The 22,550-nt window shown below is 51.2% G+C and carries 20 protein-coding genes; 14 read left to right on the top strand and 6 right to left on the bottom strand.

The features are described from left to right. The first annotated feature begins 13 nt into the window (after positions 1–13). The 7 genes from BM322_RS08425 to BM322_RS08395 all read left to right on the top strand — a co-directional run bounded on the left by BM322_RS08425 (position 14) and on the right by BM322_RS08395 (position 5,584). Complete coding sequence (locus tag BM322_RS08425) at positions 14–1,141, top strand: P-loop NTPase (protein ID WP_075429601.1); 1,128 nt, start codon at positions 14–16, stop codon at positions 1,139–1,141. Beyond that, the gene (locus BM322_RS08420) at positions 1,138–2,112 is read left to right on the top strand and encodes a type II secretion system F family protein (RefSeq protein WP_075429600.1); all 975 of its coding nucleotides are present in this window, start codon (positions 1,138–1,140) and stop codon (positions 2,110–2,112) included. The genes BM322_RS08425 and BM322_RS08420 overlap by 4 nt, the downstream gene beginning before the upstream one ends. Before the next feature lie 67 nt (positions 2,113–2,179). Beyond that, positions 2,180–2,380: a pilin protein gene (locus BM322_RS08415; RefSeq protein WP_075429599.1), complete on the top strand. Its 201-nt coding sequence runs from the start codon at positions 2,180–2,182 to the stop codon at positions 2,378–2,380. A gap of 23 nt (positions 2,381–2,403) precedes the next feature. Beyond that, on the top strand, positions 2,404–2,841 hold the full coding sequence (locus tag BM322_RS08410; RefSeq protein ID WP_075429598.1) for a TadE/TadG family type IV pilus assembly protein: 438 nt from the start codon (positions 2,404–2,406) through the stop codon (positions 2,839–2,841). A 24-nt stretch (positions 2,842–2,865) separates the two neighbouring features. Then, the gene (locus tag BM322_RS08405) at positions 2,866–4,272 is read left to right on the top strand and encodes a CpaF family protein (RefSeq protein WP_075429596.1); all 1,407 of its coding nucleotides are present in this window, start codon (positions 2,866–2,868) and stop codon (positions 4,270–4,272) included. Next, positions 4,272–5,213, top strand: a complete 942-nt coding sequence (locus BM322_RS08400) for a type II secretion system F family protein (RefSeq protein ID WP_075429595.1) — start codon at positions 4,272–4,274, stop codon at positions 5,211–5,213. The genes BM322_RS08405 and BM322_RS08400 overlap by 1 nt, the downstream gene beginning before the upstream one ends. Before the next feature lie 14 nt (positions 5,214–5,227). After that, entirely contained in the window at positions 5,228–5,584 is a 357-nt protein-coding gene (locus BM322_RS08395) for a DUF192 domain-containing protein (protein ID WP_075429594.1), read from the top strand. On the opposite strand, the gene BM322_RS08390 is transcribed toward BM322_RS08395, so the two are convergent. After that, positions 5,585–6,850 carry a Tad domain-containing protein gene (locus BM322_RS08390; RefSeq protein WP_075429592.1) on the bottom strand — a complete coding sequence of 422 codons (1,266 nt, stop codon included), beginning with the start codon at positions 6,848–6,850 and terminating at the stop codon, positions 5,585–5,587. A 122-nt stretch (positions 6,851–6,972) separates the two neighbouring features. Further along, positions 6,973–7,569, bottom strand: coding sequence for a guanylate kinase (locus BM322_RS08385; protein ID WP_075429590.1), 597 nt, complete (start codon positions 7,567–7,569; stop codon positions 6,973–6,975). Positions 7,570–7,866: 297 nt separating this feature from the next. Between BM322_RS08385 and BM322_RS08380 the strand changes: the two genes are divergently transcribed. From BM322_RS08380 to BM322_RS08365, 4 genes are all read left to right on the top strand, one after another. After that, positions 7,867–8,862 (top strand): pyridoxal-phosphate dependent enzyme, encoded by a 996-nt coding sequence (locus BM322_RS08380; protein WP_075429588.1) that lies wholly within the window; start codon positions 7,867–7,869, stop codon positions 8,860–8,862. 26 nt (positions 8,863–8,888) lie between these two features. Then, positions 8,889–9,803, top strand: coding sequence for an exopolyphosphatase (locus tag BM322_RS08375; protein WP_075429586.1), 915 nt, complete (start codon positions 8,889–8,891; stop codon positions 9,801–9,803). A gap of 141 nt (positions 9,804–9,944) precedes the next feature. Continuing rightward, on the top strand, positions 9,945–12,374 hold the full coding sequence (gene gyrA, locus BM322_RS08370; protein WP_075429584.1) for a DNA gyrase subunit A: 2,430 nt from the start codon (positions 9,945–9,947) through the stop codon (positions 12,372–12,374). Positions 12,375–12,558: 184 nt separating this feature from the next. Next, positions 12,559–14,538, top strand: coding sequence for a methyl-accepting chemotaxis protein (locus BM322_RS08365; protein ID WP_075429582.1), 1,980 nt, complete (start codon positions 12,559–12,561; stop codon positions 14,536–14,538). Between the two features lie 46 nt (positions 14,539–14,584). On the opposite strand, the gene BM322_RS08360 is transcribed toward BM322_RS08365, so the two are convergent. Both BM322_RS08360 and BM322_RS08355 read right to left on the bottom strand, forming a co-directional pair. Next, complete coding sequence (locus tag BM322_RS08360; RefSeq protein ID WP_075429580.1) at positions 14,585–15,817, bottom strand: malic enzyme-like NAD(P)-binding protein; 1,233 nt, start codon at positions 15,815–15,817, stop codon at positions 14,585–14,587. A gap of 233 nt (positions 15,818–16,050) precedes the next feature. Further along, complete coding sequence (locus tag BM322_RS08355) at positions 16,051–17,310, bottom strand: LCP family protein (RefSeq protein WP_075429578.1); 1,260 nt, start codon at positions 17,308–17,310, stop codon at positions 16,051–16,053. A gap of 547 nt (positions 17,311–17,857) precedes the next feature. Here BM322_RS08355 and BM322_RS08350 point away from each other — a divergent pair. The 3 genes from BM322_RS08350 (at position 17,858) to BM322_RS08340 (ending at position 19,623) form a co-directional block, all read left to right on the top strand. After that, positions 17,858–18,538, top strand: a complete 681-nt coding sequence (locus BM322_RS08350; RefSeq protein WP_177220844.1) for an MgtC/SapB family protein — start codon at positions 17,858–17,860, stop codon at positions 18,536–18,538. A 98-nt stretch (positions 18,539–18,636) separates the two neighbouring features. Beyond that, the gene (locus BM322_RS08345) at positions 18,637–19,062 is read left to right on the top strand and encodes a cytidine deaminase (RefSeq protein WP_075429576.1); all 426 of its coding nucleotides are present in this window, start codon (positions 18,637–18,639) and stop codon (positions 19,060–19,062) included. Between the two features lie 81 nt (positions 19,063–19,143). Further along, positions 19,144–19,623, top strand: a complete 480-nt coding sequence (locus tag BM322_RS08340; protein WP_075429574.1) for a hypothetical protein — start codon at positions 19,144–19,146, stop codon at positions 19,621–19,623. A gap of 67 nt (positions 19,624–19,690) precedes the next feature. On the opposite strand, the gene BM322_RS08335 is transcribed toward BM322_RS08340, so the two are convergent. Then, positions 19,691–21,586, bottom strand: coding sequence for a fructose-specific PTS transporter subunit EIIC (locus BM322_RS08335; RefSeq protein WP_075429572.1), 1,896 nt, complete (start codon positions 21,584–21,586; stop codon positions 19,691–19,693). Positions 21,587–21,639: 53 nt separating this feature from the next. Then, the gene (pfkB, locus tag BM322_RS08330) at positions 21,640–22,548 is read right to left on the bottom strand and encodes a 1-phosphofructokinase (protein WP_075429570.1); all 909 of its coding nucleotides are present in this window, start codon (positions 22,546–22,548) and stop codon (positions 21,640–21,642) included. Between the last annotated feature and the right edge of the window lie 2 nt (positions 22,549–22,550).

The raw sequence follows: 22,550 nt of genomic DNA, 5'->3' as shown, positions 1-22,550 counted from the left end.
AGGAGGCAGGTAAATGTATAGAGTCATGCTGGTGGAGCGCAATCGCTTGATGCTTGAAAAGCTCACACAGGTTGTGCAGGGGACGAATGGTTTTGAGCTGGTAGCCCGCTATCAGTCGGTCAGCGATGCGTTGGGACAGGGAACTATCTTCAATCCGAACCTTATCCTGCTCGACATTGAGGAGCAGAATTCTGTGGCCTTGATAGCTGACTTCCTGAAAGTCTATCCGAAGGCATCCATCCTCTGCATGGGCGAGAAATGGAAGGCAGAAAGCGCCAGCCATATCGTACAGGCCGGTGCACGCGGCTATATCATCAAGCCGTTTACGGGCGTGGAGCTGCAGGAAGCTGTCGACACGTTCCTGAAACTCGGCACTGAGGCTGGCTGTGAGACGCTGGTATTCTTCAGCCCGAAGGGGAAGAGTGGCAAGACGACGCTGATTGCCAACCTGGCGACAGCACTTGCCCGCAAGACGCATGAACAGGTTGGCATCATCGATGCTGATCTGCAGTTTGGCGATATGTCGGTATTCTTCAATCTGGCGCCCAAGACGACTATCGTCGAGGCTGCGCGTGATGTGAAGTTCCTGTCGCCGGTCACACTGCATCCATATTTCATGCCGGTTATGCAGAATGTCAGCGTGCTCTGCGGCACCGCAACACCAAACCTCATCGATAAGGTATCGATTCGCCGCTTCGAGAGCATTATCAGCATGAGCCGCAGCCTGTTCCGCTATCTGCTCATCGATGTGCCGCCAGGGTTCAATCCGACGAGCATCGCAGCTGCTGAGCAGTCGAGCACGACATTCCTGGTCAGTATGATCAACGACGCTTATGAAATCGACCATATGAAAAGGGCGTTGGAGATTTTCCAGGATTGGGAAGATTATCAGGAGCGGGTAAAGGCTATCTTTACGCGCGTGGAGCCTTGCAACAGCCAATCCCAGCAGGAACTGGCACGCAAGCTTGGCTACCCAGTCACTGCCATTATCCCGAACGAATACAGCATCGTCTCCGATGCGGCAGATAATGGCAAGATGGCCACCGATATCCGGCCAGACAGTCCGCTCGCGCAGAGTGTTGACCGTCTGGCTGATGAGATCACTGGCCGTGGTCACAGGATAAGGTGGTCAGTATCATGAGATTTATCCTGGCCATACTGGTGTCAATCCTGTGTATGTCGATGTTTTTGCTGTTGCTGCGAATCAAGTCGCGTGAGCACAAGAAAATCGTCAACCGCATGGAATACTTTTCGGGCAGCGCTGTGCAGCTGCGTCAGCAGAGATTGCGCGGGCGGAATACCCCGAATGTAAAGAGCAAATTCCGGAAAATCGTCCGGAATGCGGCTCAGAAACTGCAAAGCATCCAAAAAGGCAACCGGATGGACTTCAAGATGCAGCAGGCTGATTGGCCGCTGCTGGGATCTGAATACGAGGTAATGCTCGCTATTTTCGGTGCGCTTTGCGGTATCATCATGCTGGCGGCAACACTAGAACCGTGGATAGCTCTAGTGGCTGGCTTGGCTGGCGTGATTTTAGGACTGATGTTTCTCGACATCTATATCAAGCGGCGCCAGAAAGCCTTCACGAATCAGCTCGGTGATATGCTGACGATGGTAGCAAATGCCTTGCGCGCTGGTTTCAGCTTTATGCAGGCCTTTGAGCTTATTGCCCGTGAGATGGAGGCCCCGATTGGCCGCGAGGTCCAAAAGGTCGTCAACGAGGTAAACGTCGGTGCGACGCTGGAGACTGCGCTCGAGAATATGCAAAAGCGCGTCGAAAGCCCTGACTTTGAGCTGGTCGTCACGGCAGTGCTGATTCAGCGCCAAGTTGGTGGTAATCTCGCTCAGATTCTTGATACCATCAGCGGAACGATACAGGAGCGAATCCGCATGCGGCGGGAGGTCAAGGCGCTTACTGCACAGGGAAGAGCCTCGGGAGTAGTATTAGCGATATTGCCGGTTGCATTGGCAGGGATACTTACAGTTGTAAATCCTGGTTATCTAAAGCCGTTGCTAGAAGAACCTGTTGGTCAGGTTTGCATGGTTGGGGCTGTAGTATTAGAGGTTATTGGTTATTTTGTTATTCAGCGTATTGTCAATATCGAGGCATGATTGTATGTGATATCCATTAGGGATTTTACATAAATTTATTTTTTTATTTTTTAAGGAGGAATTATTTATGTTGGAGATTCTTGATTATCTGAAAGCTCGTTATGTAAGCGAGAAGGCACAGGGTATTGTGGAGTATGCTCTGGTACTGGCTTTTGTAGTAGTTGTAGCTGTAGCTTTGGGGACGAGCGGTGATCTTACTAACAAAGTAAAAGAAGCTTTTACGAATGTTACTAATGCTTTTGCAAGTAAATCAACTGGACAACATTAATCATCAGAGATGGAGGGAGTAACATGCGGCAATGGCAAAGAGGTCAAGGCATAGTTGAATTTGCACTAGTACTCCCTCTTTTTTGTTTATTGTTATTCGGCATTTTTTATGCAGGTATGATTTTTGCTGACTATATGACGTTGGCTAATATTGCTAGAAGTAGTGCTCGGGAGGCGTCAATAACCGATACTGCTGGGTATGCCAATGGTTATCAGCAAATTCGGGATAAATATCAGAATCAAAGTTTACCTTTAGGTTTTTTTGTTTGGAATCCTAAGAAAGAAGAATACTACAAGATAGAATATGATAAAAAAAATAGCAATGTCATTGTTACTATGAATGCGCCAATAAATACAAATGGCTCAACCGTTGCTAATGTCGTAAATAGTTTAACAAGTAATAAAAATAAACCTATAAATTTGCAAGTTACCTATACGATGTATAGTGAAAATAAACACTGATAGTATTGAAGGAGTTGAGATACGATGTCGTTATTGACGCGTCTAGGACGTATGGATGGGAAAAATAAGCAGGTCATGATTTTTGCCTCGCATGATGAGAGTCAGGATACGGCTGAGGAAGTTTCCTATCAGAATATCAAGCATCGTATCCATCAGCGCATCGTCGAGGAGATGACCCCGGAGGAGCAGGTTGTGCTGTCTTCGGTCAATCAGGATGCGCGTCAGGTTGAGAATGTCATCCAGAAATACTGCAAGGAAATCATGGATGAGGAGCCGTTTGCTGTTCCGCGCGGTGAGGTAAAGAACCTTATTGCTGATATCCAGGATGAGATGCTGGGACTTGGCCCTATCCAGTCCTTGCTCGATGATGACTCCATCACTGAGGTCATGGTCAATGGACCGAAGAAGGTATTTGTCGAGCGGCTTGGCAAGCTGGAGCTTACTGATGTGAAGTTCCATGACAATGCCCATCTGATGAATATCGTCGAGCGCATCTTGACGCCAATCGGCCGCCGCATCGATGAGTCTTCGCCACTTGTCGATGCGCGTCTCGAGGACGGCTCGCGTGTCAATATCATTATCCCGCCACTGTCTTTGGTCGGGCCATCGGTTACTATCCGTAAATTCTCGAAGACACCGCTTAGCGTGGAGAACCTGATTTCGTTTGGCACGATGGATGAGAAGATGGCGCTTTTCCTGCGGGCTTGTGTAAAGGCACGCATCAATATCCTCGTGTCGGGCGGTACGGGCTCTGGTAAGACGACGACACTCAATGTCATCTCGTCGTTCATTCCTGAGCAGGAACGCATCGTGACCATCGAGGATGCGGCTGAGCTGCGCTTGCAGCAGGAGCATGTCGTGACGCTTGAGTCGCGTCCGGCTAATATCGAGGGCAAGGGTCAGATTACCATCCGTGACCTTGTCCGCAACGCTTTGCGTATGCGTCCTGACCGCATTATCGTCGGTGAGGTTCGCAGTGGCGAGGCACTCGACATGCTGCAGGCTATGAACACTGGTCATGATGGTTCGCTGACGACAGCACATGCCAATAGTCCGCGTGATGCGCTGTCACGATTGGAGACTATGGTACTGATGAGTGGTCTGGAACTGCCTGTGCGCGCTATCCGCGAGCAGATATCGTCGGCTATCGACCTTATCATCCAGCAGTCGCGTATCCGCGATGGCAGCCGTAAGATTACCTATGTGACGGAAGTCCAGCATATGGAAGACAATACGATTACGACGCAGGATATTTTCCGCTATGAGCAGACTGGCTTTGATGAGACTGGCAAGGCTATCGGGCATTTCGTACCGACGGGGCTGCAGCCGGGATTCCTGGATAAATTCGAGCTGAATGGTGTCGAACTGCCGGAAGATTTCTTCATGCCTGATAATGATATTGACAGCGGCTATAACAGGGGTGTATTCTGATGTTGATTTTTGGTTTTGCTTTATCCATAGCACTTGTAGCATTCCTGCTGCTATATGGACTGATTGAGAAGAAAATCCGTCCGCAGTCACAGATCCATCAGCGCATCATGAGCATCCAGGATAATGCGTATGAGCAAGTATCTGCGCATAGAACAGCGGGGAAAGACAGGAAACTCAGCGATATCCCCTTTGTGGAGCGTGTAGTCCGACCATTGATGCATAACTTTACTCAGTTGTTGACAAGAATGACGCCAAAGGAGATGAATGCGGTCATTGCCATGCGTATCTCCATGGCGGGCAAGTCGAAGGAATGGACGGTCAATGAGTTGGTTCTGTCCTGCCTGCTAGGTGCTGTGTTGATGTGGTTTTTCATGTTGATGCTTACATGGGATGCCCATTATGCGTTAGTTCAAAAGGTAATGTTCCTGCTATTGGGAAGTTTGCTGGGCGGAGCCATGCCGATGGTAGTGCTTAACATTATGATTCAAAAACGTCAGGCAGCCATCCAGCATCAATTGCCGGAGGTTCTTGACCTGCTCTGTGTCAGCGTGCAGGCTGGTTTATCGTTTGATGCATCATTGCGCAAAATCATAGACCGCATGAAAGGGCCGTTTGTTGAAGAATGCCAGCGCATGCAGGATGATATCCGTATGGGCATGGTGCGCCGGACGGCTATGCACAATGTTGCCAAGCGCTGCCAGGTACAGGATGTATCACTGTTCATGACATCATTGATACAGGCTGAGCGTCTGGGCACGAGTATGGGAAAGACGTTGAAAAATCAAGCCGACAATATCCGTGAGCGCCGTCGTCAGTATGTGAAGGCTGAGGCCATGAAGGCACCAGTTAAGATTGTTTTTCCGTTGGTGCTATTCATATTTCCAGCCTTATTTGTAGTAACATTGGTACCTACCTTGTTGTTCCTGGTGAAAAATATGTAAAGGAAGTGCTCGATATGAAAGAAAGAGAAATAAAAGTATCGGGCGTTGAAAATAAAAGGAATCCGCAGCTTCGTGTAGAAGTAGCGGATTCCTTTTTTCGGCGTTTTTTAGGATTGATGGGGCGTAAATCGATAGAGGACGGAAGGGGGGTGCTAATAGTACCGTGCAATAGCATTCATATGTGTTTTATGAGATTTAGTATCGATGCGGTGTATATAGATAAAAAATACCGAGTGATTAAAGTGGTAAGAAATTTGCGTCCTTGGTGGGGGGTCTCCTGGTGCCCTGAAGCTTGGGCGGTGATTGAAATGAATGCTGGTGAAGCGGCACATTATGGAATAGAAAAAAATATGGTATTGAATGTTTTGTAATCAGACTAAGGAGACAGTATAATTGCCAGAATTCTGACTGCCCGTAGAGGAAGAGGATTCGTCGCCTGAAATTGGCAGATATTTGGAATAATCCTTGAAGTAGTATTGAGCACCATTAGCTTCAAGGCGTATACTTTCACTGACGATACTTCCATGGAATTTGAAATTATTATCGTTGCAGTAAACCTTGGCGTATGGCGCATAAATGATGCCGTAGAAACTGCCGCCACTACCTTCGAATTTGATTTCATTTTTTCCAAGATATGTATAAATGATAGGTTGATTTTCATTAGAACTATTGTTGTTTATATAAATCTTTGGCTCTGCAGCTGAATCTATGGTGATATTGATTGGGGTATTGCTTATCTTATTGGTATTTTGTGATAAGTCTATGACAGCTTGTTGAGCATTCTTTATGTAATACTCAGTTTTGTCGATAGCATTGGCCGATAACCAGAAATTGTCATTTTCCCGATTGGAATATTGGGTGGTTTTGCTATATTTTTCCTTAAGCTGGTTGGCGTAGGAATAAAGGTTCAAGTTCTGATATTGAGCAGTAAAGCCTTTTGCACTAACATCAGGAGCATTGGCGTTTTTCCCTTTTGTTTCTGAGGGATAAAAGGCCTTAGCATCCCGATCGTCGGCATTATTATACAGTAAGGTATTGGGACGAAAGGATGGCTGATTGGTACCAGTGCCGTTAGTGTAGACGATATTGCCGTCGAAGGTAGTAAATATTGTCTTATTATTCGGATCAAAGTTCAGAACATTTTGAGTGGTCAGGTCTTTGGTAAAGGTAAAAAGATTCTTGAATGGATTGTTACTAGAAGGCTCTCCTTTATAGGTAATCGCAGCAGTGCTTTTTGCTGGTACTGTGAATGTATCTTTATCATAGAAGATTTTCAGGAAATAAAGAGGTACTTCCTTGGAAAGTTCTACATTATAAAAGGTGACATTTTTTTTGTGTAGCTCTGCGGTTTTTTTGATAGATATGTTTTCATCTGTGTTAAGATTATGATAATCTCCTTGAATATATTGGTTGGCTTTATCATCGGCATAGGGATGATGGTTGATTTTTTCATTATTCACTGCATAGGCATTGGCTCCGGCCAATGCAGCTGCATCTGTTGTGTTTTGCAGACGGGTTTTTTGTACGTAGATATTGCCTAAATCAACGGCTAATCCTGTTCCGCAAATCAGCATAGGAAGCAGTAATGCTGTCAGAATCAAAATGGCGCCTTTTTGGTGTAGATATTTTGCGAACATAGTCTAACCTCTTCCTATTTATATTTTTATATCTGTATAATATTTTACCCTTTTTCTCCTGGTTTTTAAAGAGAAAAAGGGTAAAAATCAATACGAAATATGAAAATAATAAAGGTGTTAGATTATCTTATCATGGCATTGAATTTGTCCTGAGGGACGACTGTGGTAAGTCCCATGATCGACAGGATTTGGACGAGGGCCATTTCCGGCGTTCCGGTATTCTTGATGACATGGGTGGCGATTTTCCAGCTGTCGAATTCCTTGTTGTTTTCGGCATACTGGAGATGATATTTGATTTCCTCGTTGGAGTAGCCGCTATCGAGCATGCGATCCACGAGCGCGACGTAGTCGACCATCAGGTAGACGGTGGCGAGCTTTTTCTTGATGAGTTTATTGAGCTGCTTGATGCCGTTGGTCTCGAGGACCATGACACTGATCTGGTGGTCCTTGAGTGAGTTGAGGATATCGTCCTTGCGGATGCCGAAGGAATCTCCTTTGTGCGTGAACTGCACGACAAGGTCGAGTGTATTGAATTCTTCCCGGCTCACGCTGCGATAGAGTTTCGCGCTGGGCGATTTCTGATGAGCCTTGCCGCGCTCGGGAAAGACATAAGTCGTGTATGTCGGGATAAAATGGATGCCCATGGAAATGAGGTGCGCGGCCAGTGTTGATTTGCCGGCAGCATGGGGCCCTACTAGTGCATAAATCTTGTTTGTCATAGTATATTCATCCTTATTGTTCCGATTCATAGTGATCTTACAGGTTTATTTTAGCACAGGATTACGGGCAATACAAAAGCGGGAACAACCGAACGTTCCCGCTTTTGCCGCCTCTATACCTTCTGCCTACAACAACATATACAACATGTTGTTGTTCTCCCATGAATATAATACAACATTTGCTAATGTATTTCAATAGGGAAATTTTATTAATTTTTTTGGGCTAAAGTGTAAAGGGAATTGTCCAGATTTGACGAATAACTAAGGCAAGAGATTAATGGAAGAGGGGGCTTATGCATGTACTTTTATTGTGAGAAATGTAAGAAACAGTATCCATTGAACAGTCATTCCTATATGTGCGAGTGTGGTGGCATGTTCCGGTTGCATAAAGATGTCGATGATGAACCGGTTCGCGAGATCAGTCTGGGCGGGTTCCAGACGCCACTGCTGCCCTTCAAGGATGGCAAGCTGGATTTCCTGCTGAAGCTGGAGAACCTGCTGCCGACGGGGTCCTTCAAGGATCGCGGTGCCTATACGCTGATCAATGAGATCCATCATCTGGGCATCAAGAAGATCGCACTTGACTCGGCGGGCAATGCTGGTGCGGCTATCGCAGCTTATGCGGCGGCAGCCGGGATAGATTGCACTGTCTATGTTCCCGATGATGTGTCGAACGAGCTTGTCACGCAGATAGAGGCCTATGGTGCCAAGATCGTAAAGGTTGCCAACGGCCGCATGAATGCTTGTGCCGTGGTCAAGAAGAATCTTGGGGATGCTTATTATGCTTCGCATGTCTACAATCCTTTGTTCTTCGAGGGGATGAAGTCGATTGCCAGGGAGATGTATGACCAGCTTGGCGGTCATGTGCCCGACTATATTTTTGTGCCGGTAGGCAACGGCACGCTGCTGATTGGTCTGTTCCTGGGCTTTATGGAGATTGGCCGTCTGCCGCATTTCGTGGCGGTCCAGAGCCGCAAGTGTGCGCCGCTTTATGATGCGTTCCATGACCTGCCCGAGCAGCCGAAGAAGACGACTATCGCTGAGGCCATCCGCATAGAGAAGCCAAAACGTCTTAGCTGGATGCTGGAGGCTATCAAGGCAAGCAATGGCGATGTCGTGACGATCGAGGACAGCGAGATACTGCGGGCCAAGAAACATCTGGCACATTGTGGCATCTATGTGGAGATGACTTCGGCTGCTGCCCTGGCTGGTGCTGAGAAGTTCTTCCAGTCTGGCAAACCGGACAATTATCGCGTGGTCATTCCCCTTACGGGCAATGGTCTTAAACGTTAAGCAGAAATCCTGGCGGGAGTGACAATATGCTTCATGGAATCATAGATATCGGTTCGAATACGGTGCGCATGGCCATCTATCTGATTGAGGGCAGCCACATCGAGATGCTGCTGAAGAAAAAGCATACGGTGGGGCTGGCAGGCTATCTGCAGGATGGCGTGATGCAGCAGCAGGGCATCGACAAGGCGGTGGCGATACTTGAGGAGTTCAAGGATTTCCTCGCGACATTCCGCATCACGGCGGTGACGGCCTTTACGACAGCGGCGCTGCGCAATGCAAAGAACAGCCGGGCGGCCGTAGGCGAGATCGAGCAGCGGACCGGCCTTTCCATACGGGTAATCTCGGGCGATGAAGAGGCGACGTTCGATTTCATTGGCGCGACGCATAACCTGCAGGCGGAGTCGGGGCTGCTCATCGATATCGGTGGCGGCAGTACGGAAATCGTGACCTATCGCGAGCGGCAGATCCAGCATAAGACAAGCCTGCCACTGGGGTCGCTGGGTTTTCGTACGAAGTACGTCAAGAAAATCCTGCCGTCCATAGAGGAGTGCATGGCGATGCGGGCGGAGGCTAAGGCTACAATCCAGGCGGCCAAGGACTTTGCTGATGTCAATGAGGCTGAGATAGCAGGCATTGGCGGTACGTTCAAGGGGGCATCGGCCCTCTACAATATCATGTTCAATCAGCCGGCGGCTAATACCCGCATGGAAACCAAGCGGCTCAGGGCCATCATCGGTACGTTCACGAGCAATCAGGATATGACGCAGGATATGGCCATCATGCTGATGCGGGCTGTGCCTGAGCGCATGCACACGATCGTCCCGGGGCTCATAATCGCCGATGTGCTAGCTCGCAGGTTCAAGAGCCAGATCATCACCTACAGCGATTCCGGGGTGCGCGAGGGCTATATTTACGACCAGATCATCGGCAATCAGCCCTGAAACAGCAGGTTCTGGCAGTATTTGTTTGGATTTCTGCCCTTTTTATGGTAAAATATAAGGTACTGAAAAGTCTTTTTTAAGCCTTCCTCAGAGGGGAAGGCTTTTACTTTGTAAGCTAAGAATTTGTTTTGAGGTGAGAATGTGGATTTTGGTCAGGGAAAGATAGTCCCGGTCAATCTGGAGCATGAGATGAAGAACTGCTACATCGATTATGCGATGAGCGTTATCGTTGCCCGTGCACTGCCAGATGTCCGTGACGGCCTGAAGCCGGTACATCGTCGCATCCTTTATGCGATGCAGGAAGCCGGCATGGGTTCCAACAAACCGTACAAGAAGTCGGCGCGTATCGTCGGCGAAGTTCTCGGTAAATATCACCCGCATGGTGATTCCTCGGTATATGATGCCATCGTGCGTATGGCACAGGATTTCTCGATGCGCTATATGCTGGCTGACGGCCACGGCAACTTTGGTTCTGTCGATGGTGACCCGGCAGCAGCAATGCGTTATACTGAGGTCCGTATGTCGAAGATTTCCGAGCTCATGCTGCAGGATATCGACAAGGACACGGTCGAGTTCGTGCCGAACTACGATGAGTCGATGAAGGAGCCGTCGGTGCTGCCGGCGAAGTTCCCGCAGCTTCTGGTAAATGGTACCTCTGGTATTGCTGTCGGCATGGCGACGAATATCCCGCCGCATAACATGGGCGAGGTCATCGATGGCACGCTGATGCTCATCGATAATCCGGATGCGACCGTCGATGAGCTCATGACGGTCATCAAGGGACCGGATTTCCCGACGGCTGGCCTTATCCTCGGCAAAGAGGGTATCCGCCAGGCGTACACGACGGGCCGCGGCATCATCAAGATGCGTGCCAATGCGCATATCGAGACGCTGTCGAATGGCAAGCCGCGCATCATCGTGACGGAGCTGCCGTATCAGGTCAATAAGGCCCGTCTGGTCGAGAAGATTGCCCAGCTCGTCCGCGACAAGCAGATCGAGGGCATCACGGATCTGCGCGATGAGTCTGACCGCAATGGTATGCGCGTGGTTGTCGACCTGCGCAAGGACTCCAATCCGAACGTCATCCTGAACCAGCTCTACAAGCACACCCAGCTCCAGGAGAGCTTTGGTGTCATCATGCTGGCGCTTGTCGATGGCAAGCCGCAGGTGCTGAACCTCAAGCAGGTCCTGCACTACTACATCAAGCATCAGGAAGATGTCATCATCCGCCGGACGAAATACGAGCTCGCCAAGGCTGAGGCCCGCGCGCATATCCTCGAAGGTTTGACGATTGCCCTCGATCATCTCGATGCAGTCATCACCACCATCCGCGAGAGCCGCACGGCGGATATCGCCCGCGAGGCCCTGATGTCTGGCTTCAAGCTCAGCGAGAAACAGGCCCAGGCCATCCTTGACCTGCGCTTGCAGCGCCTGACCGGTCTCGAGCGCGACAAGATCCAGGAGGAGTATCAGGAAGTCTTGAAGGCTATCGAGGAGTACAAGGCGATCCTCGCCGATGAGCAGCGCATCCTGGGCATCATCAAGGATGAGCTCACGGCTGTCAAAGAGAAATATGGCGATGAGCGCCGCACGAAACTCACGATCGATACGTCCGAGATTGATGTCGAGGACCTCATCGCTGAGGAAGATGTCGTCATCACGCTCACGCATAACAACTATATCAAACGCATCCCGCTCGATACTTATCGTCGCCAGAACCGCGGCGGCAAGGGCGTTAAGGGAATGGGAACAAAGGAAGAGGACTTCGTCGAGAACATGCTCATCACGACGACACACCACACAATCCTGTTCTTCACGACGCGTGGACGCGTATATAACCTCAAAGCCTATGAGATCGCTGAGGCCAGTCGCCAGGCGAAGGGCACGGCAATCATCAATCTGCTGCAGCTTGAGCAGGGCGAGAAGATTACGGCCATCATCCAGGTCAAGGGCTTCGATCCGGAGCGTTTCTTGTTCATGGCAACGCGCAAGGGTATCGTCAAGAAGACGAGCTTGTCTGAGTTCAGTAACATCCGCAAGGTCGGCTTGATTGCCATCAATCTTGATGATGATGATGACCTTATCGGTGTCAAGTTCACCGATGGCGAGAGCTATCTGATGCTAGGCACAAAGGGCGGCAAAGCCATCGCCTTCTCCGAGGATGATGTCCGTGCGATGGGCCGTACGGCCCGCGGTGTCAAGGGCATCAGCCTTGGCATGGGCGATGAGGTTGTCGGCATGGATATCCTCACGCATAATGCCGAGGTACTGACGGTTACTGAAGGTGGCTATGGCAAGCGTACGCCGACGGAGGAATACCGCAGCCAGACGCGTGGCGGCAAGGGCCTCATCAACATGAAGGTCACGGATAAGACCGGCTATGTCGTTGGCATCAAGGTCGTTCATCCGGAGCAGGAGCTCATGCTGATAACGACGGATGGTATCGTCATCCGCACGAATGTCGAGGATATCTCAGTCATCAGCCGTAATACGCAGGGCGTCAAGCTCATGAGTACGGCAGAAAATGACAAAGTCGCATCGATGGCTACGATGGATCAGAAGAATGATTGATTATAAGAATAGATGAGCAGAAAAATAGCAGGTTCCTAAGGGAACCTGTTATTTTTTTATACAAATCAAATGACGAATCTTCCTGTCAGGTGAAAAAGGATTTTCCGGTTGCTTGTCGAAGTATTGCCCATAGGGAAATTTTGTCCGTTATTGGATATGTGATAAGGAAGAGAGGTTGAGAACTATGGGAATAAGGCAGAAATTCTATGTATTGGCTGGTGTTATCGGTGCATTACTGGCGGTAGTATCTGTCATCGGTTTCTACATGGCGGATACGAATCTGGAAAAGGCAGTAGAACAGGAATTGACGGCAACGATGGGGGATGCTGCTTCGCAGATGGACGGATGGTTGCAGGCCAAAGGGACATCGGCCCAGCATACAGCTGATCTGCTGACGGAATATAATGGTGATGAAGCCAAGACCAAGAGCATCGATTCGCTGGCTATCGGAGCTTCGGATAAGGAAATCCTCGATGTCAACGTGGGAATGGAAGATGGTTATTTTGCCTCTTACCGCACGCAGAATAAGAGTACAGGCACGCTCGATCCCCGTACCCGGCCTTGGTATAATGATGGCAAGAAGGCTGGGAAGATGGTCTTTACGGACCCGTATGTAGACAAGAATACGGGGAAATTGGTAGTTTCGGCGGTGGCTCCTTTCAAGAAGGATGGACAGTTTGCCGGTAACATTTGCACGGATATCGACTTGGCGGTAGTTGATGCCCAGGTCGATAAGCTAAAATACCATGGCGAGGCCGGTATGGCGGCGGTAGCAGATAAGAGCGGCATGATCCTGGGCATTGGCACGGATGAGGCTATTGGTTCCAAGTTCCAGGACTTGCCAGGCATTGGTACTCATTTCGAAGAAATGCTGAAAAAGGAAAAAGGAGTCTTTGTCTTTGACAGTCCGCGGGATGGCAAGATGATCTGCGGCTATACGGTGGTGCCCAGCACGGGCTGGCTGCTGGCCATGGGTGTTCCTTATAGCTATGTATTTGCTTCGGTTACGACACTCAAGACGGTATATGCCATCCTGACGGTGGTCGGACTTATCCTGGTACTAGGCGTATGCTTCCAGTTCGCTGGCCGTATTACGCGCCCGCTGGTGGCTCTTGAGGCACATGCAGCTGAGATGGCTAAGGGAAATCTCGGGCTCAAGCCGCTGCCTGTGGAAACGAGTGACGAGATTGGTTCCTTGACAGGTGCTTTCAATACGATGAAGGATAATCTGCATAATCTGATCTCGCAGATGGCTACGACGGCGGAGCAGGTAGCTGCTTCCTCGGAGGAGTTGACGGCCAATGCCCAGCAGTCGGCAGATACCGCCGTGCATGTCGCTGAAACCGTAGGCGACGTCAGTACACAGGTGGATCAGCAGCTCGGTGAGGTTGAAAAGGCGAAGAAGAGTGTAGACGGGGTTTATCACGACATCGATATCATGTCGGAAAAGGCCGTACAGGTAACGGTAGCTTCCACGCATACGGCCGAGGCGGCAAAACGTGGTGCTGACTTGATGGAAGAAGCCATCCGCAAGATGGGTTCCATCGAAAAGAGTGTTTTGGAATCGGCTGCTGTGGTCAAGGCACTAGGCGAGAATTCGCAACAGATTGGTCAGATCGTCGAGGCGATTTCCTCGATTGCCCAGCAGACGAATCTGCTGTCCCTCAATGCCGCTATTGAGGCAGCACGGGCAGGCGAACAGGGACGCGGCTTTGCCGTGGTCGCCGAAGAGGTCAGGAAGCTGGCTGCTGAGTCTCAGGAATCGGCGGAGCAGATCAAGGCGCGTATCAGCTCTATCCAGCAGGATACGGCTCAGGCCGTCGAGTCCATGCAGAATGGTACAAATGAAGTGACGCAAGGTACGAAAGCTATCCGTGATGTCGGCGTGCAGTTTGAAGACATCATGGCGAAGGTCGATGATATCAACAAGCAGATGGAGCAGATCAATGAGGCCGTCAGCAAGGTATCGTCGGGAGCGGAGCAGATTGTCACAGCAGTAGATGCCATCGACAATGTAAGCAACAAGACGTCCAACAGCACCCAGTCGATTTCGTCGGCAACGGAACAGCAGTCGGCGTCGAATGAGGAGATTGCTGCAGCATCGCAGGCACTTTCCACTTTGGCTGGCAAGATGCAGGAAGCCGTCAGCAGATTCAAGATCTGACCAGAAAAAAAACAGCCTTCCTTGAAAAGGAAGGCTGTTTCTGTGTTTACTGAGCCAATAGCTGACGCGTATGTTCTGCGACTATCGCGGGGGTCATCTCGCGGTTGCGGGCGACGCCGGTCTGGCGGGCAGCATGGGCTACGGCGGCGGCAACTGCCGGTGCGACCTCGGGATTGAACGGGCTCGTGATGACGTGGTCTTCGTCGAGCTCCTCCGGCTTGATGAGGTCGGCAATCGCCTTGGCAGCGGCGACTTTCATGGCCTCGTTGATCTCGCTGGCGCGGACGTCGAGGGCGCCGCGGAAGATGCCCGGGAAGGCCAGGAGGTTATTGACCTGGTTCGGGTAGTCGCTGCGGCCGGTGCAGACGATGCGGGCGCCAGCCTCCTTGGCCAGCTGGGGCAGGATTTCCGGTTCGGGGTTGGCCATGCCCATGACGATGGCATTTGGGTTCATCGTGCGTACCATATCCTGCGTGACGCAGCCAGCGACCGAGACGCCGATGAACACATCGGCCTTGCGGATGACCGATTCGAGGGGGCCGGCTTCGTTCTGCGGGTTGGTGATCTTGGCGATATCCTCCTTATATGGATTCATGCCGTTCGGGCGGCCTTCGTAGATAGCGCCGCGGGAGTCACAGAGGATGATATTGCGGCCGCCGGCGCTGTAGATGAGGCGCGTGATAGCCTGACCGGCAGCACCGGCACCGTTGACGACAAACTTCGCATCGGCAAAGGTCTTGCCTGTGAGCTTGAAGGCATTGATGAGGGCCGAGACGACGACGATGGCCGTACCGTGCTGATCGTCATGGAATACAGGGATATCGAGGCTCTTCTTGAGGGCTTTTTCGATGTCAAAGCATTGGGGAGCTTTGATGTCCTCGAGGTTGATGCCGCCAAAGGTCGGAGCCATGAGTTCGACGGCCTTGATGACCTCGAAGGGGTCCTGGGTATCGAGGCAGATGGGGACGGCATCGACCCCGGCAAAGCCTTTGAACAGGATGGCTTTGCCTTCCATGACCGGCAGGCCGGCACCAGCACCGATATTGCCAAGGCCGAGGACAGCCGAGCCGTTGGTCACGACAGCAACCATATTGCCCTTAGCAGTATAGTCATAGATTTTCTTGGGATCATTCTTTATCTCGACACAGGGAGCGGCTACACCTGGAGAATAGGCGAGGGTGAGATCCTGTGCACTTGTCAGGGGAACCTTGCTCTGTACGGCAATCTTTCCCTGATATTCTTTATGTAAGGCCAAAGCGGCCGCGTTGACATTATCCATGGTCATAACTTCCTTTCCTATCTGGGGGGGATTACATTTTCTAAGTGCATTCAATAACACGTTATGCAAAAGTGTAATCATTAGCTAGATTTCATTATAGTGGAATGCAGAAGAAATACAAATATGGAATATTCATATCGCCATAGTTTTTGACTATTCTAGGCGTCTATATACATAAATAGCGGCTGTTGCACGCAGGATAATCGCTGGTGCAACAGCCGCTATGGCTTTCTTTATTGAGTTTTTCCTGGCGATGCTGAGCGGCTCGGTGTAGAGCGATCCGGGGCTGCCGGTGTGTTTTCACGACTGTTGCCGGTGTCGCTGTCTGCTTCGCTGCGGCTTGAACGGCTGCTGCCGCCCGTTTTGTTGCGTTTCTTCTCGTCGGCGCTGTCCTCTCGCAATTCGCTGCGCTTCTTGTTGACGTTTTCGGAGGACTTGTTTTTCTTGGTGCTTTCTGTGCTGCGGCCGATGGATGTATCGCTGGCGGGAACTTCACTGGCATTGGCCGGGATGGAGTTCTCATACTCGCGGGCATCCTGTTCGAGGCGGTGGCGGACTTTGGCGCTCATAGTAACGTCGAGGGTTTCGGCAACCGTGGAACGCAGCTGCGTGAGGTCTGGGATCCAGTAGCTGATGCCGTCGATGTAGAGCGGACGGCCTGGCACCATGTCGGTCTTGAGACCATTGGCCTTCGACTCCTTGAGGGTACCGGCAAATTCGAGCAGCTGGCGGAAGCTCAGGTCTGTCTGGATCGAATCCATGACTTCACGGATGATGGTCGGCAGCTTCGGAATGATGGCCGGTGAGACCATCTTATCGAGGCAGGCCTTGATGAAGTCCTGCTGGCGGCGGATGCGGCCGAGATCGCCTTCCTCATCGCGGTAGCGCACATAGGTGATGGCCTTGGCGCCGTCCATATGTTGCATGCCTGGCTTGAAGTCTATGATCAGACCGCCGTCATCGTCCCAAGGATCTTCATAATACATGCGCTTGGGCACATCGATATCGATGCCGCCGAGGGCGTCGATGATCTTGGCAAAGGACTTGGTATTGATGATGACATAGTGGTCGATATTCACGCCGAGCAGATTCTCAACGGTATCCTGGGTCAGCCGCTCCTTGCCATAGGCATAAGCGGCGTTGACCTTGTCAAAGCCGTGGCCTTTGATCTTCACGCGGGTATCGCGAGGAACAGACAGCAGCGAGGCTTGATTTTTCTTTGGGTCAATCGAGGCGACCATCAGCGTATCGCTGCGGCCCACATCATCGTCGCGCTCATCGACGCCCATGATCATGATGGTTGATTTGTCCTTGGCAGTCAGCAGACCGTCATCAATGGCATGCTCAATCGGCTTGTCCAGCAGGCTGCTGCTGGCAAAAAGGGCACCGCCGATGGCGGCTGCGGCAAAACAAAAAAACAGAAGAAGCCAGGGCCAAATGCGGCGTTTCTTCTGTGCCCTCCGTGGAGGGATATTGGATTTTTGCAAAGTCATACCTTCTTTTCGTTTAGTTCCGTACAGGTGTTATTAACCATATAGCTATTATAAAGAGATACGCGTCATTGTGCAATTACATTTTTTATATTGCGCGTATATATGTAAAATCTTACGCCATGTTTCTGAAAATAGCGGGGAGATTCTGGGAATTGTCATGTTTATAGAAAAACTTATTTCTGGAGATAAAAGCGCCTGTATTGTAAACCTTGTTTTGTGAGCAGGATTATCCACAGAAATGGGGGATAAAATCGAGGGATAAAACCACTAAATATGGAAAATATCTGGAATATTGACCTAATATATGGGGTTATCCACGGATTTATCCACAATATCCACAGGAAATGGGGCTGATTTTAAGAACATTATAAACAAGTCACTTATATATTATAGAAAGAAAGTGAAAATTTTTAGCTGTGTTCGCTTTTGTTATCCACAGGTGTGGATTGTTTTGTGGATAACGAAAGATTGTTTGCTTTTGCAAAAGCAGGATAATCCAGGATAAATGGCGAATATCATAACGATTAATGGATGGGGAGATGAGATTATGCTGTCAGAAGGCGAATTGTTCTTACGGCTCGTATTGTCCTGTGTCCTGGGCGGCATTATCGGTTATGAGCGGCAGTCACGCCGCAAGTCGGCAGGACTGCGGACAAACGTGCTGGTTTGTCTGGGGGCCTGTCTCATCATGGTGTTGTCCCAGGCTTTGTACCAGAAAGTCGAAGGGCTGACAAATGCCGATCCGGCGCGTCTGGCGGCGCAGGTGGTCAGCGGCATCGGTTTCCTTGGTGCAGGTGCCATCATGAAGGAGGGGCTGACGGTAACGGGACTGACGACGGCAGCTTGCCTATGGGTGGTGGCTGGTGTTGGCCTGGCGGTAGGTGGAGGCTTCTATTCGGGGGCACTTCTCACGACGGCGCTGGTCTTTGTGACGCTTGGGAGCCTGTCACGTCTTGATGACTGGGTGGATCATGAGAAGAATCTGTCACTGACTATCCATACGGTAGACAAGCCGGGACAGCTCATGCGCATCAGCCGCTGTCTTGAGGATCTGCAGCTCAAGGTACGTGGCGTCAAGGTCAAGGCTGACGAGGACGAGGTGGATGATAGCGATGCGCGCTGCATGTATATCGATTTTGAGATATTCAACAAGCAGAGCATCAAGAGTGTTACCATTGTGGAGGCAGTGCGCCAGATTGATGGTGTGCTGCGTGTCGATGTAGTCTGAGGGATTTTATTTTGCTAGCAAAAGGATTTTTGGCTATGGGTGCGGAATAATATCCAAGAGAATGATACGGCTTTTCAGTCAGAAGGAGAGGGTTTGGAATGAATACAGAAATCGTGGATACGATGGTACGCGTCGCTATGCAGGCCATGGACAATGCGTATGTACCTTATGGCAAAGCAGCTATTGGTGCTTGTGTGCTCGCTAGTGATGGCACATTCTACACGGGGTGCAACATAGAGAACGCCATCCCGCGCCTGACGGTCTTTGCCGAGGAAGTGGCCATGTATCGTGCTATTGCTGATGGCAAGCGGGAATTTGACGGTATTGCCGTGATTGCTGACACGGAGAAGCCATTCATTCCGAATGGTGCTGTCTGCCAGCTGCTGGCAGAGTTCAACGTGCAGGAAATCATCATGGCCAATATGTATGGTGTGCTCAAGACGACTACCCTTGACGAGCTTATGCCATGTGCACGTGAGCTTATCGACAATGCGATACAGGCACGTGAGGAAAACGTATTTTGACGATTCAGCCGTCCCGTTAGCGGGACGGCTTTAAGTTTGCGCGCGTTTTCGCCGATATATGGAGAAAGGGAGGTGCGCAGCATGGCAGGCGTGAATATGGATTCGCTGCTGGTATTGCAGAAGCTGGCAGCGCTGCAGAGGGATAAGAATGGGAAGAAGAGTGTCAAGGACAGCGACAGCGGCGAAAAGACACAGAGCTATAGGGATATATGGGAACAGGTAAAGAGAGAGCAGGAGGAATGGGATAAGACGCTCAATGAGGTGGATATCACGCAGTATAAGCTGGCCCTTATGGACAGCTTCTGGTCAGACCGTCATGATGCGCAGAACTACCTGATGAGCTATTACAAGCGGCAGCAGCGGGCGATCAACCAGCAGTCGCTGAAGGAAATCACCCAGGATATTGCTTGGCTCAATGAGCTGAACAACAGTGGTATCCTGAATCCCTCCATCGGCGTGGAGGCCTCCCAGCAGCTTGGCAAGGCGCTGACGACGGCTTTGCAGACCTCGGTGATGGCAAGCATCCAGAACATGCAGATCCATTCGTTCTGGGGGCTATGATATAGAAAAAGAGCAGCGGCAAACGCAATGCGTTTGCCGCTGCTCTTACTATATGTACGAATCTTGATTATCCTTTGAGCGGTTTTTTGAGCACAGAGAGGATAGCACAGCCGACGATAGCGCCGACGAGGATAGCAACGAGGTACATGACCGGGTTGCCAATCGTCGGAACGACGAAGATACCGCCGTGCGGAGCACGCAGCGTGCAGTCAAAAGCCATGGTCAGAGCACCAGCCGTAGCGGAACCGATAACCATCGACGGGATGACGCGCAGCGGGTCACCAGCTGCGAACGGGATAGCACCCTCCGTGATGAAGGAAAGGCCCATGACATAGTTCGTCACACCAGCCTTGCGCTCACTTTCCGTGAAGCGGTTCTTGAAGAACGTCGTGCAGAGAGCAATGGCGAGCGGCGGAACCATACCACCAGCCATGACAGCAGCCATGACGTGGAATTCGCCAGATGCTAAGAGACCAGTACCCGTTACATAAGCAGCCTTGTTGATCGGGCCGCCCATGTCAACCGCCATCATACCACCCATGACGATACCGAGCAGGATGCGGGCATTCGGGTCCATGTTCTTGAGCGTTTCAACCATCCAGGTGTTCAGCGCACCAACCGGCGGAGCAATGACGAACATGCTGATGACGCCGATGATCAGGATGCCAAAGAACGGATAGAGCAGGACCGGTTTGATACCGTCCAGGGATTCCGGCAGGCAGCTGAATGCTTTCTTGAGGAAGTTTACGGCATAACCGCCGACGAAACCAGCGACGAGAGCGCCGAGGAAGCCGGAACCAGTCGTGCCAGCCAGAGCGCCGCCGACGAAACCGACAGCAAGACCCGGGCGATCCGCAATGGACATGGAGATGAAACCTGCGAGAACCGGCAGCATGAAGCCGAAGGCAGCGCCACCGATGTCCTTGAAGAATTTAGCAACCGGCGTGTTGGAACCGAAGTTTTTCGGGTCGATGGAGTAGTCATCGAGCAGGAAGGCAAGGGCAATCAGGATACCACCGCCAACGACGAACGGCAGCATGTGGCTGACGCCGTTCATGAGGTGCTTGTAGATCTGACGGCCAAGGCTCTCGCCAGCAACGTCAGCAGCGCCTTCGGACTCGTCGGATCCATTAGCCTGGTATACTGGAGCATTGCCCGAAAGAGCGCGGTCGAGCAGTTCATCCGCCTTGTTGATGCCGTCAGCAACCTTCGTGATGACGACGCGCTTGCCAGCGAAACGGGCCATAGCGACGTTCTTGTCAGCAGCGACGATGATGCCGTCAGCAGCTGCGATTTCTTCATCCGTCAGGACGTTCTTGGCACCGCCGGAGCCGTTGGTCTCGACTTTGATGCTGATGCCGCGTTTCTTGGCGTGCTGTTCAAGGCTTTCGGCAGCCATGAAGGTATGAGCAATACCCGTCGGGCAAGCCGTAACGGCGAGAACCTGGATATGATCGGATACCGGAGCTGCCTCTTCTTCCTCAGCAGCAGCCGGAGCAACGAATTTGCCGTCTTCTTTGTCGTCGACGAGTTTGAGGAATTCTTCCTTCGTCTTAGCGGCAATCAGTGCTTCTTTGAAATCCGGGTCCATGATCATCGTAGCGAGTTTCGACAGGATGGCAAGGTGCTCATCGTTGGCCGAATCCGGTGCAGCGATCATGAAGAACAAGCGGCTCGGGTTGCCATCCATGGACTCGAAATCCATGCCAGATGGAACTGTCATGGCAGCAAGGCCAGCTGCTTTAACGCCTGCGCTCTTGGCATGCGGCGTGGCAATGCCATCACCGAGGCCCGTCGTGCCCGAAGCTTCACGGGCAAAGACGTCTTTCGTGTACTGTTCCTTGTCGGACAGGTTGCCGCCAGCCTCCATGAGGTCAGCGAGCTGATTGATTGCAGCGGCTTTGTCAGCCGGAGCCGCACCCAGCAGGATGCTGTCGCTCTTGAGCAAATCAGTAATACGCATGGTATCTCTCCTTTTTGAATAATGTATAATGATTTTATGATACTAGCAAATGATTAGGCAATGGTGGCCAGCAGTGCCTCAACCTCAGGACGCGTAGCGAGGTTTTCGCTGAAGGCGGAGGCCGAGCCTGTAGCAACGCCCATGTGGAAGGCTTTCTCGAAGTCGCCATTGGACTCCATGTAGCCCGTGATGAAACCAGCAACCATCGAGTCGCCAGCGCCGACGGAGTTGATGAGCTTGCCTTTCGGTGCCGGGCACTTGTAGGACTGGCCTTCAGCCGTCAGCAGGATAGCACCGTCACCAGCCATGGAAATCAGTACGTTCTGGGCACCTTTCTCCTGCAGTTTCTTGGCATAGGTGATGATTTCTTCATCAGAAGTAAGCGTCACGCCGAACATATCACCAAGCTCATGGTTGTTCGGCTTGATGAGGAACGGATGGTACTGCAGAACGTTCAGCAGCAATTTCTTCTCTGCGTCGACGACGATGCGGATGCCTTTGCCGTCAAGGCGGGCCATGATCTTCTGGTAGATGTCATCCGGCAGGGTCTTCGGAATGGAACCAGCCAGTACCAGCGTGTCGCCTTCCTGCAGCTTGTCGAGCTGGGCAAAGAGCTCTTCGCGTTTTGCCTCGCTGATGTCCGGGCCCTGGCCATTGATCTCGGTCTCGCAGTCAGCCTTGGCTTTGACATTGATGCGCGAGAATCCATTCTCGAGCTGGACGAAGTCGCTCTTGACGCCGAAGTCCTTGAGCTGGTTCTTGATCTCTTCGCCAGTGAAGCCGGCGAGGAAACCCAGAGCCGTACTCTCATGGCCGAGGTTCTTGAGAACGATGGACACGTTGATGCCCTTGCCACCGGCCAGGACTTGTTCGTAGTTCACACGATTGATGCTGCCAGCCGTGAACTTGTCCAGACGGACGATGTAGTCCAGCGATGGGTTGAATGTTACGGTGTAGATCATGA

It is taken from the genome of Selenomonas sp. GACV-9 (assembly GCA_900116485.1).
Taxonomy (GTDB): Bacteria; Bacillota; Negativicutes; order Selenomonadales; family Selenomonadaceae; genus Selenomonas_A; species Selenomonas_A ruminantium_G.
This window is presented reverse-complemented; position numbering and strand designations above follow the sequence as displayed.

Excerpts from the sequence above, each read along its gene's own strand:
- BM322_RS08425 (WP_075429601.1), top strand. The coding sequence starts at position 14 with ATGTATAGAGTCATGCTGGTGGAGCGCAATCGCTTGATGCTTGAAAAG.
- BM322_RS08415 (WP_075429599.1), top strand. The coding sequence starts at position 2,180 with ATGTTGGAGATTCTTGATTATCTGAAAGCTCGTTATGTAAGCGAGAAG.
- pfkB (WP_075429570.1), bottom strand. The coding sequence starts at position 22,548 with ATGATCTACACCGTAACATTCAACCCATCGCTGGACTACATCGTCCGT.
- BM322_RS08405 (WP_075429596.1), top strand. The coding sequence starts at position 2,866 with ATGTCGTTATTGACGCGTCTAGGACGTATGGATGGGAAAAATAAGCAG.
- BM322_RS08335 (WP_075429572.1), bottom strand. The coding sequence starts at position 21,586 with ATGCGTATTACTGATTTGCTCAAGAGCGACAGCATCCTGCTGGGTGCG.
- BM322_RS08390 (WP_075429592.1), bottom strand. The coding sequence starts at position 6,850 with ATGTTCGCAAAATATCTACACCAAAAAGGCGCCATTTTGATTCTGACA.
- BM322_RS08355 (WP_075429578.1), bottom strand. The coding sequence starts at position 17,310 with ATGACTTTGCAAAAATCCAATATCCCTCCACGGAGGGCACAGAAGAAA.
- BM322_RS08340 (WP_075429574.1), top strand. The coding sequence starts at position 19,144 with ATGGCAGGCGTGAATATGGATTCGCTGCTGGTATTGCAGAAGCTGGCA.
- BM322_RS08350 (WP_177220844.1), top strand. The coding sequence starts at position 17,858 with ATGCTGTCAGAAGGCGAATTGTTCTTACGGCTCGTATTGTCCTGTGTC.
- BM322_RS08380 (WP_075429588.1), top strand. The coding sequence starts at position 7,867 with ATGTACTTTTATTGTGAGAAATGTAAGAAACAGTATCCATTGAACAGT.
- BM322_RS08420 (WP_075429600.1), top strand. The coding sequence starts at position 1,138 with ATGAGATTTATCCTGGCCATACTGGTGTCAATCCTGTGTATGTCGATG.
- BM322_RS08400 (WP_075429595.1), top strand. The coding sequence starts at position 4,272 with ATGTTGATTTTTGGTTTTGCTTTATCCATAGCACTTGTAGCATTCCTG.
- BM322_RS08365 (WP_075429582.1), top strand. The coding sequence starts at position 12,559 with ATGGGAATAAGGCAGAAATTCTATGTATTGGCTGGTGTTATCGGTGCA.
- BM322_RS08360 (WP_075429580.1), bottom strand. The coding sequence starts at position 15,817 with ATGGATAATGTCAACGCGGCCGCTTTGGCCTTACATAAAGAATATCAG.
- BM322_RS08345 (WP_075429576.1), top strand. The coding sequence starts at position 18,637 with ATGAATACAGAAATCGTGGATACGATGGTACGCGTCGCTATGCAGGCC.
- BM322_RS08410 (WP_075429598.1), top strand. The coding sequence starts at position 2,404 with ATGCGGCAATGGCAAAGAGGTCAAGGCATAGTTGAATTTGCACTAGTA.
- BM322_RS08385 (WP_075429590.1), bottom strand. The coding sequence starts at position 7,569 with ATGACAAACAAGATTTATGCACTAGTAGGGCCCCATGCTGCCGGCAAA.
- BM322_RS08375 (WP_075429586.1), top strand. The coding sequence starts at position 8,889 with ATGCTTCATGGAATCATAGATATCGGTTCGAATACGGTGCGCATGGCC.
- BM322_RS08395 (WP_075429594.1), top strand. The coding sequence starts at position 5,228 with ATGAAAGAAAGAGAAATAAAAGTATCGGGCGTTGAAAATAAAAGGAAT.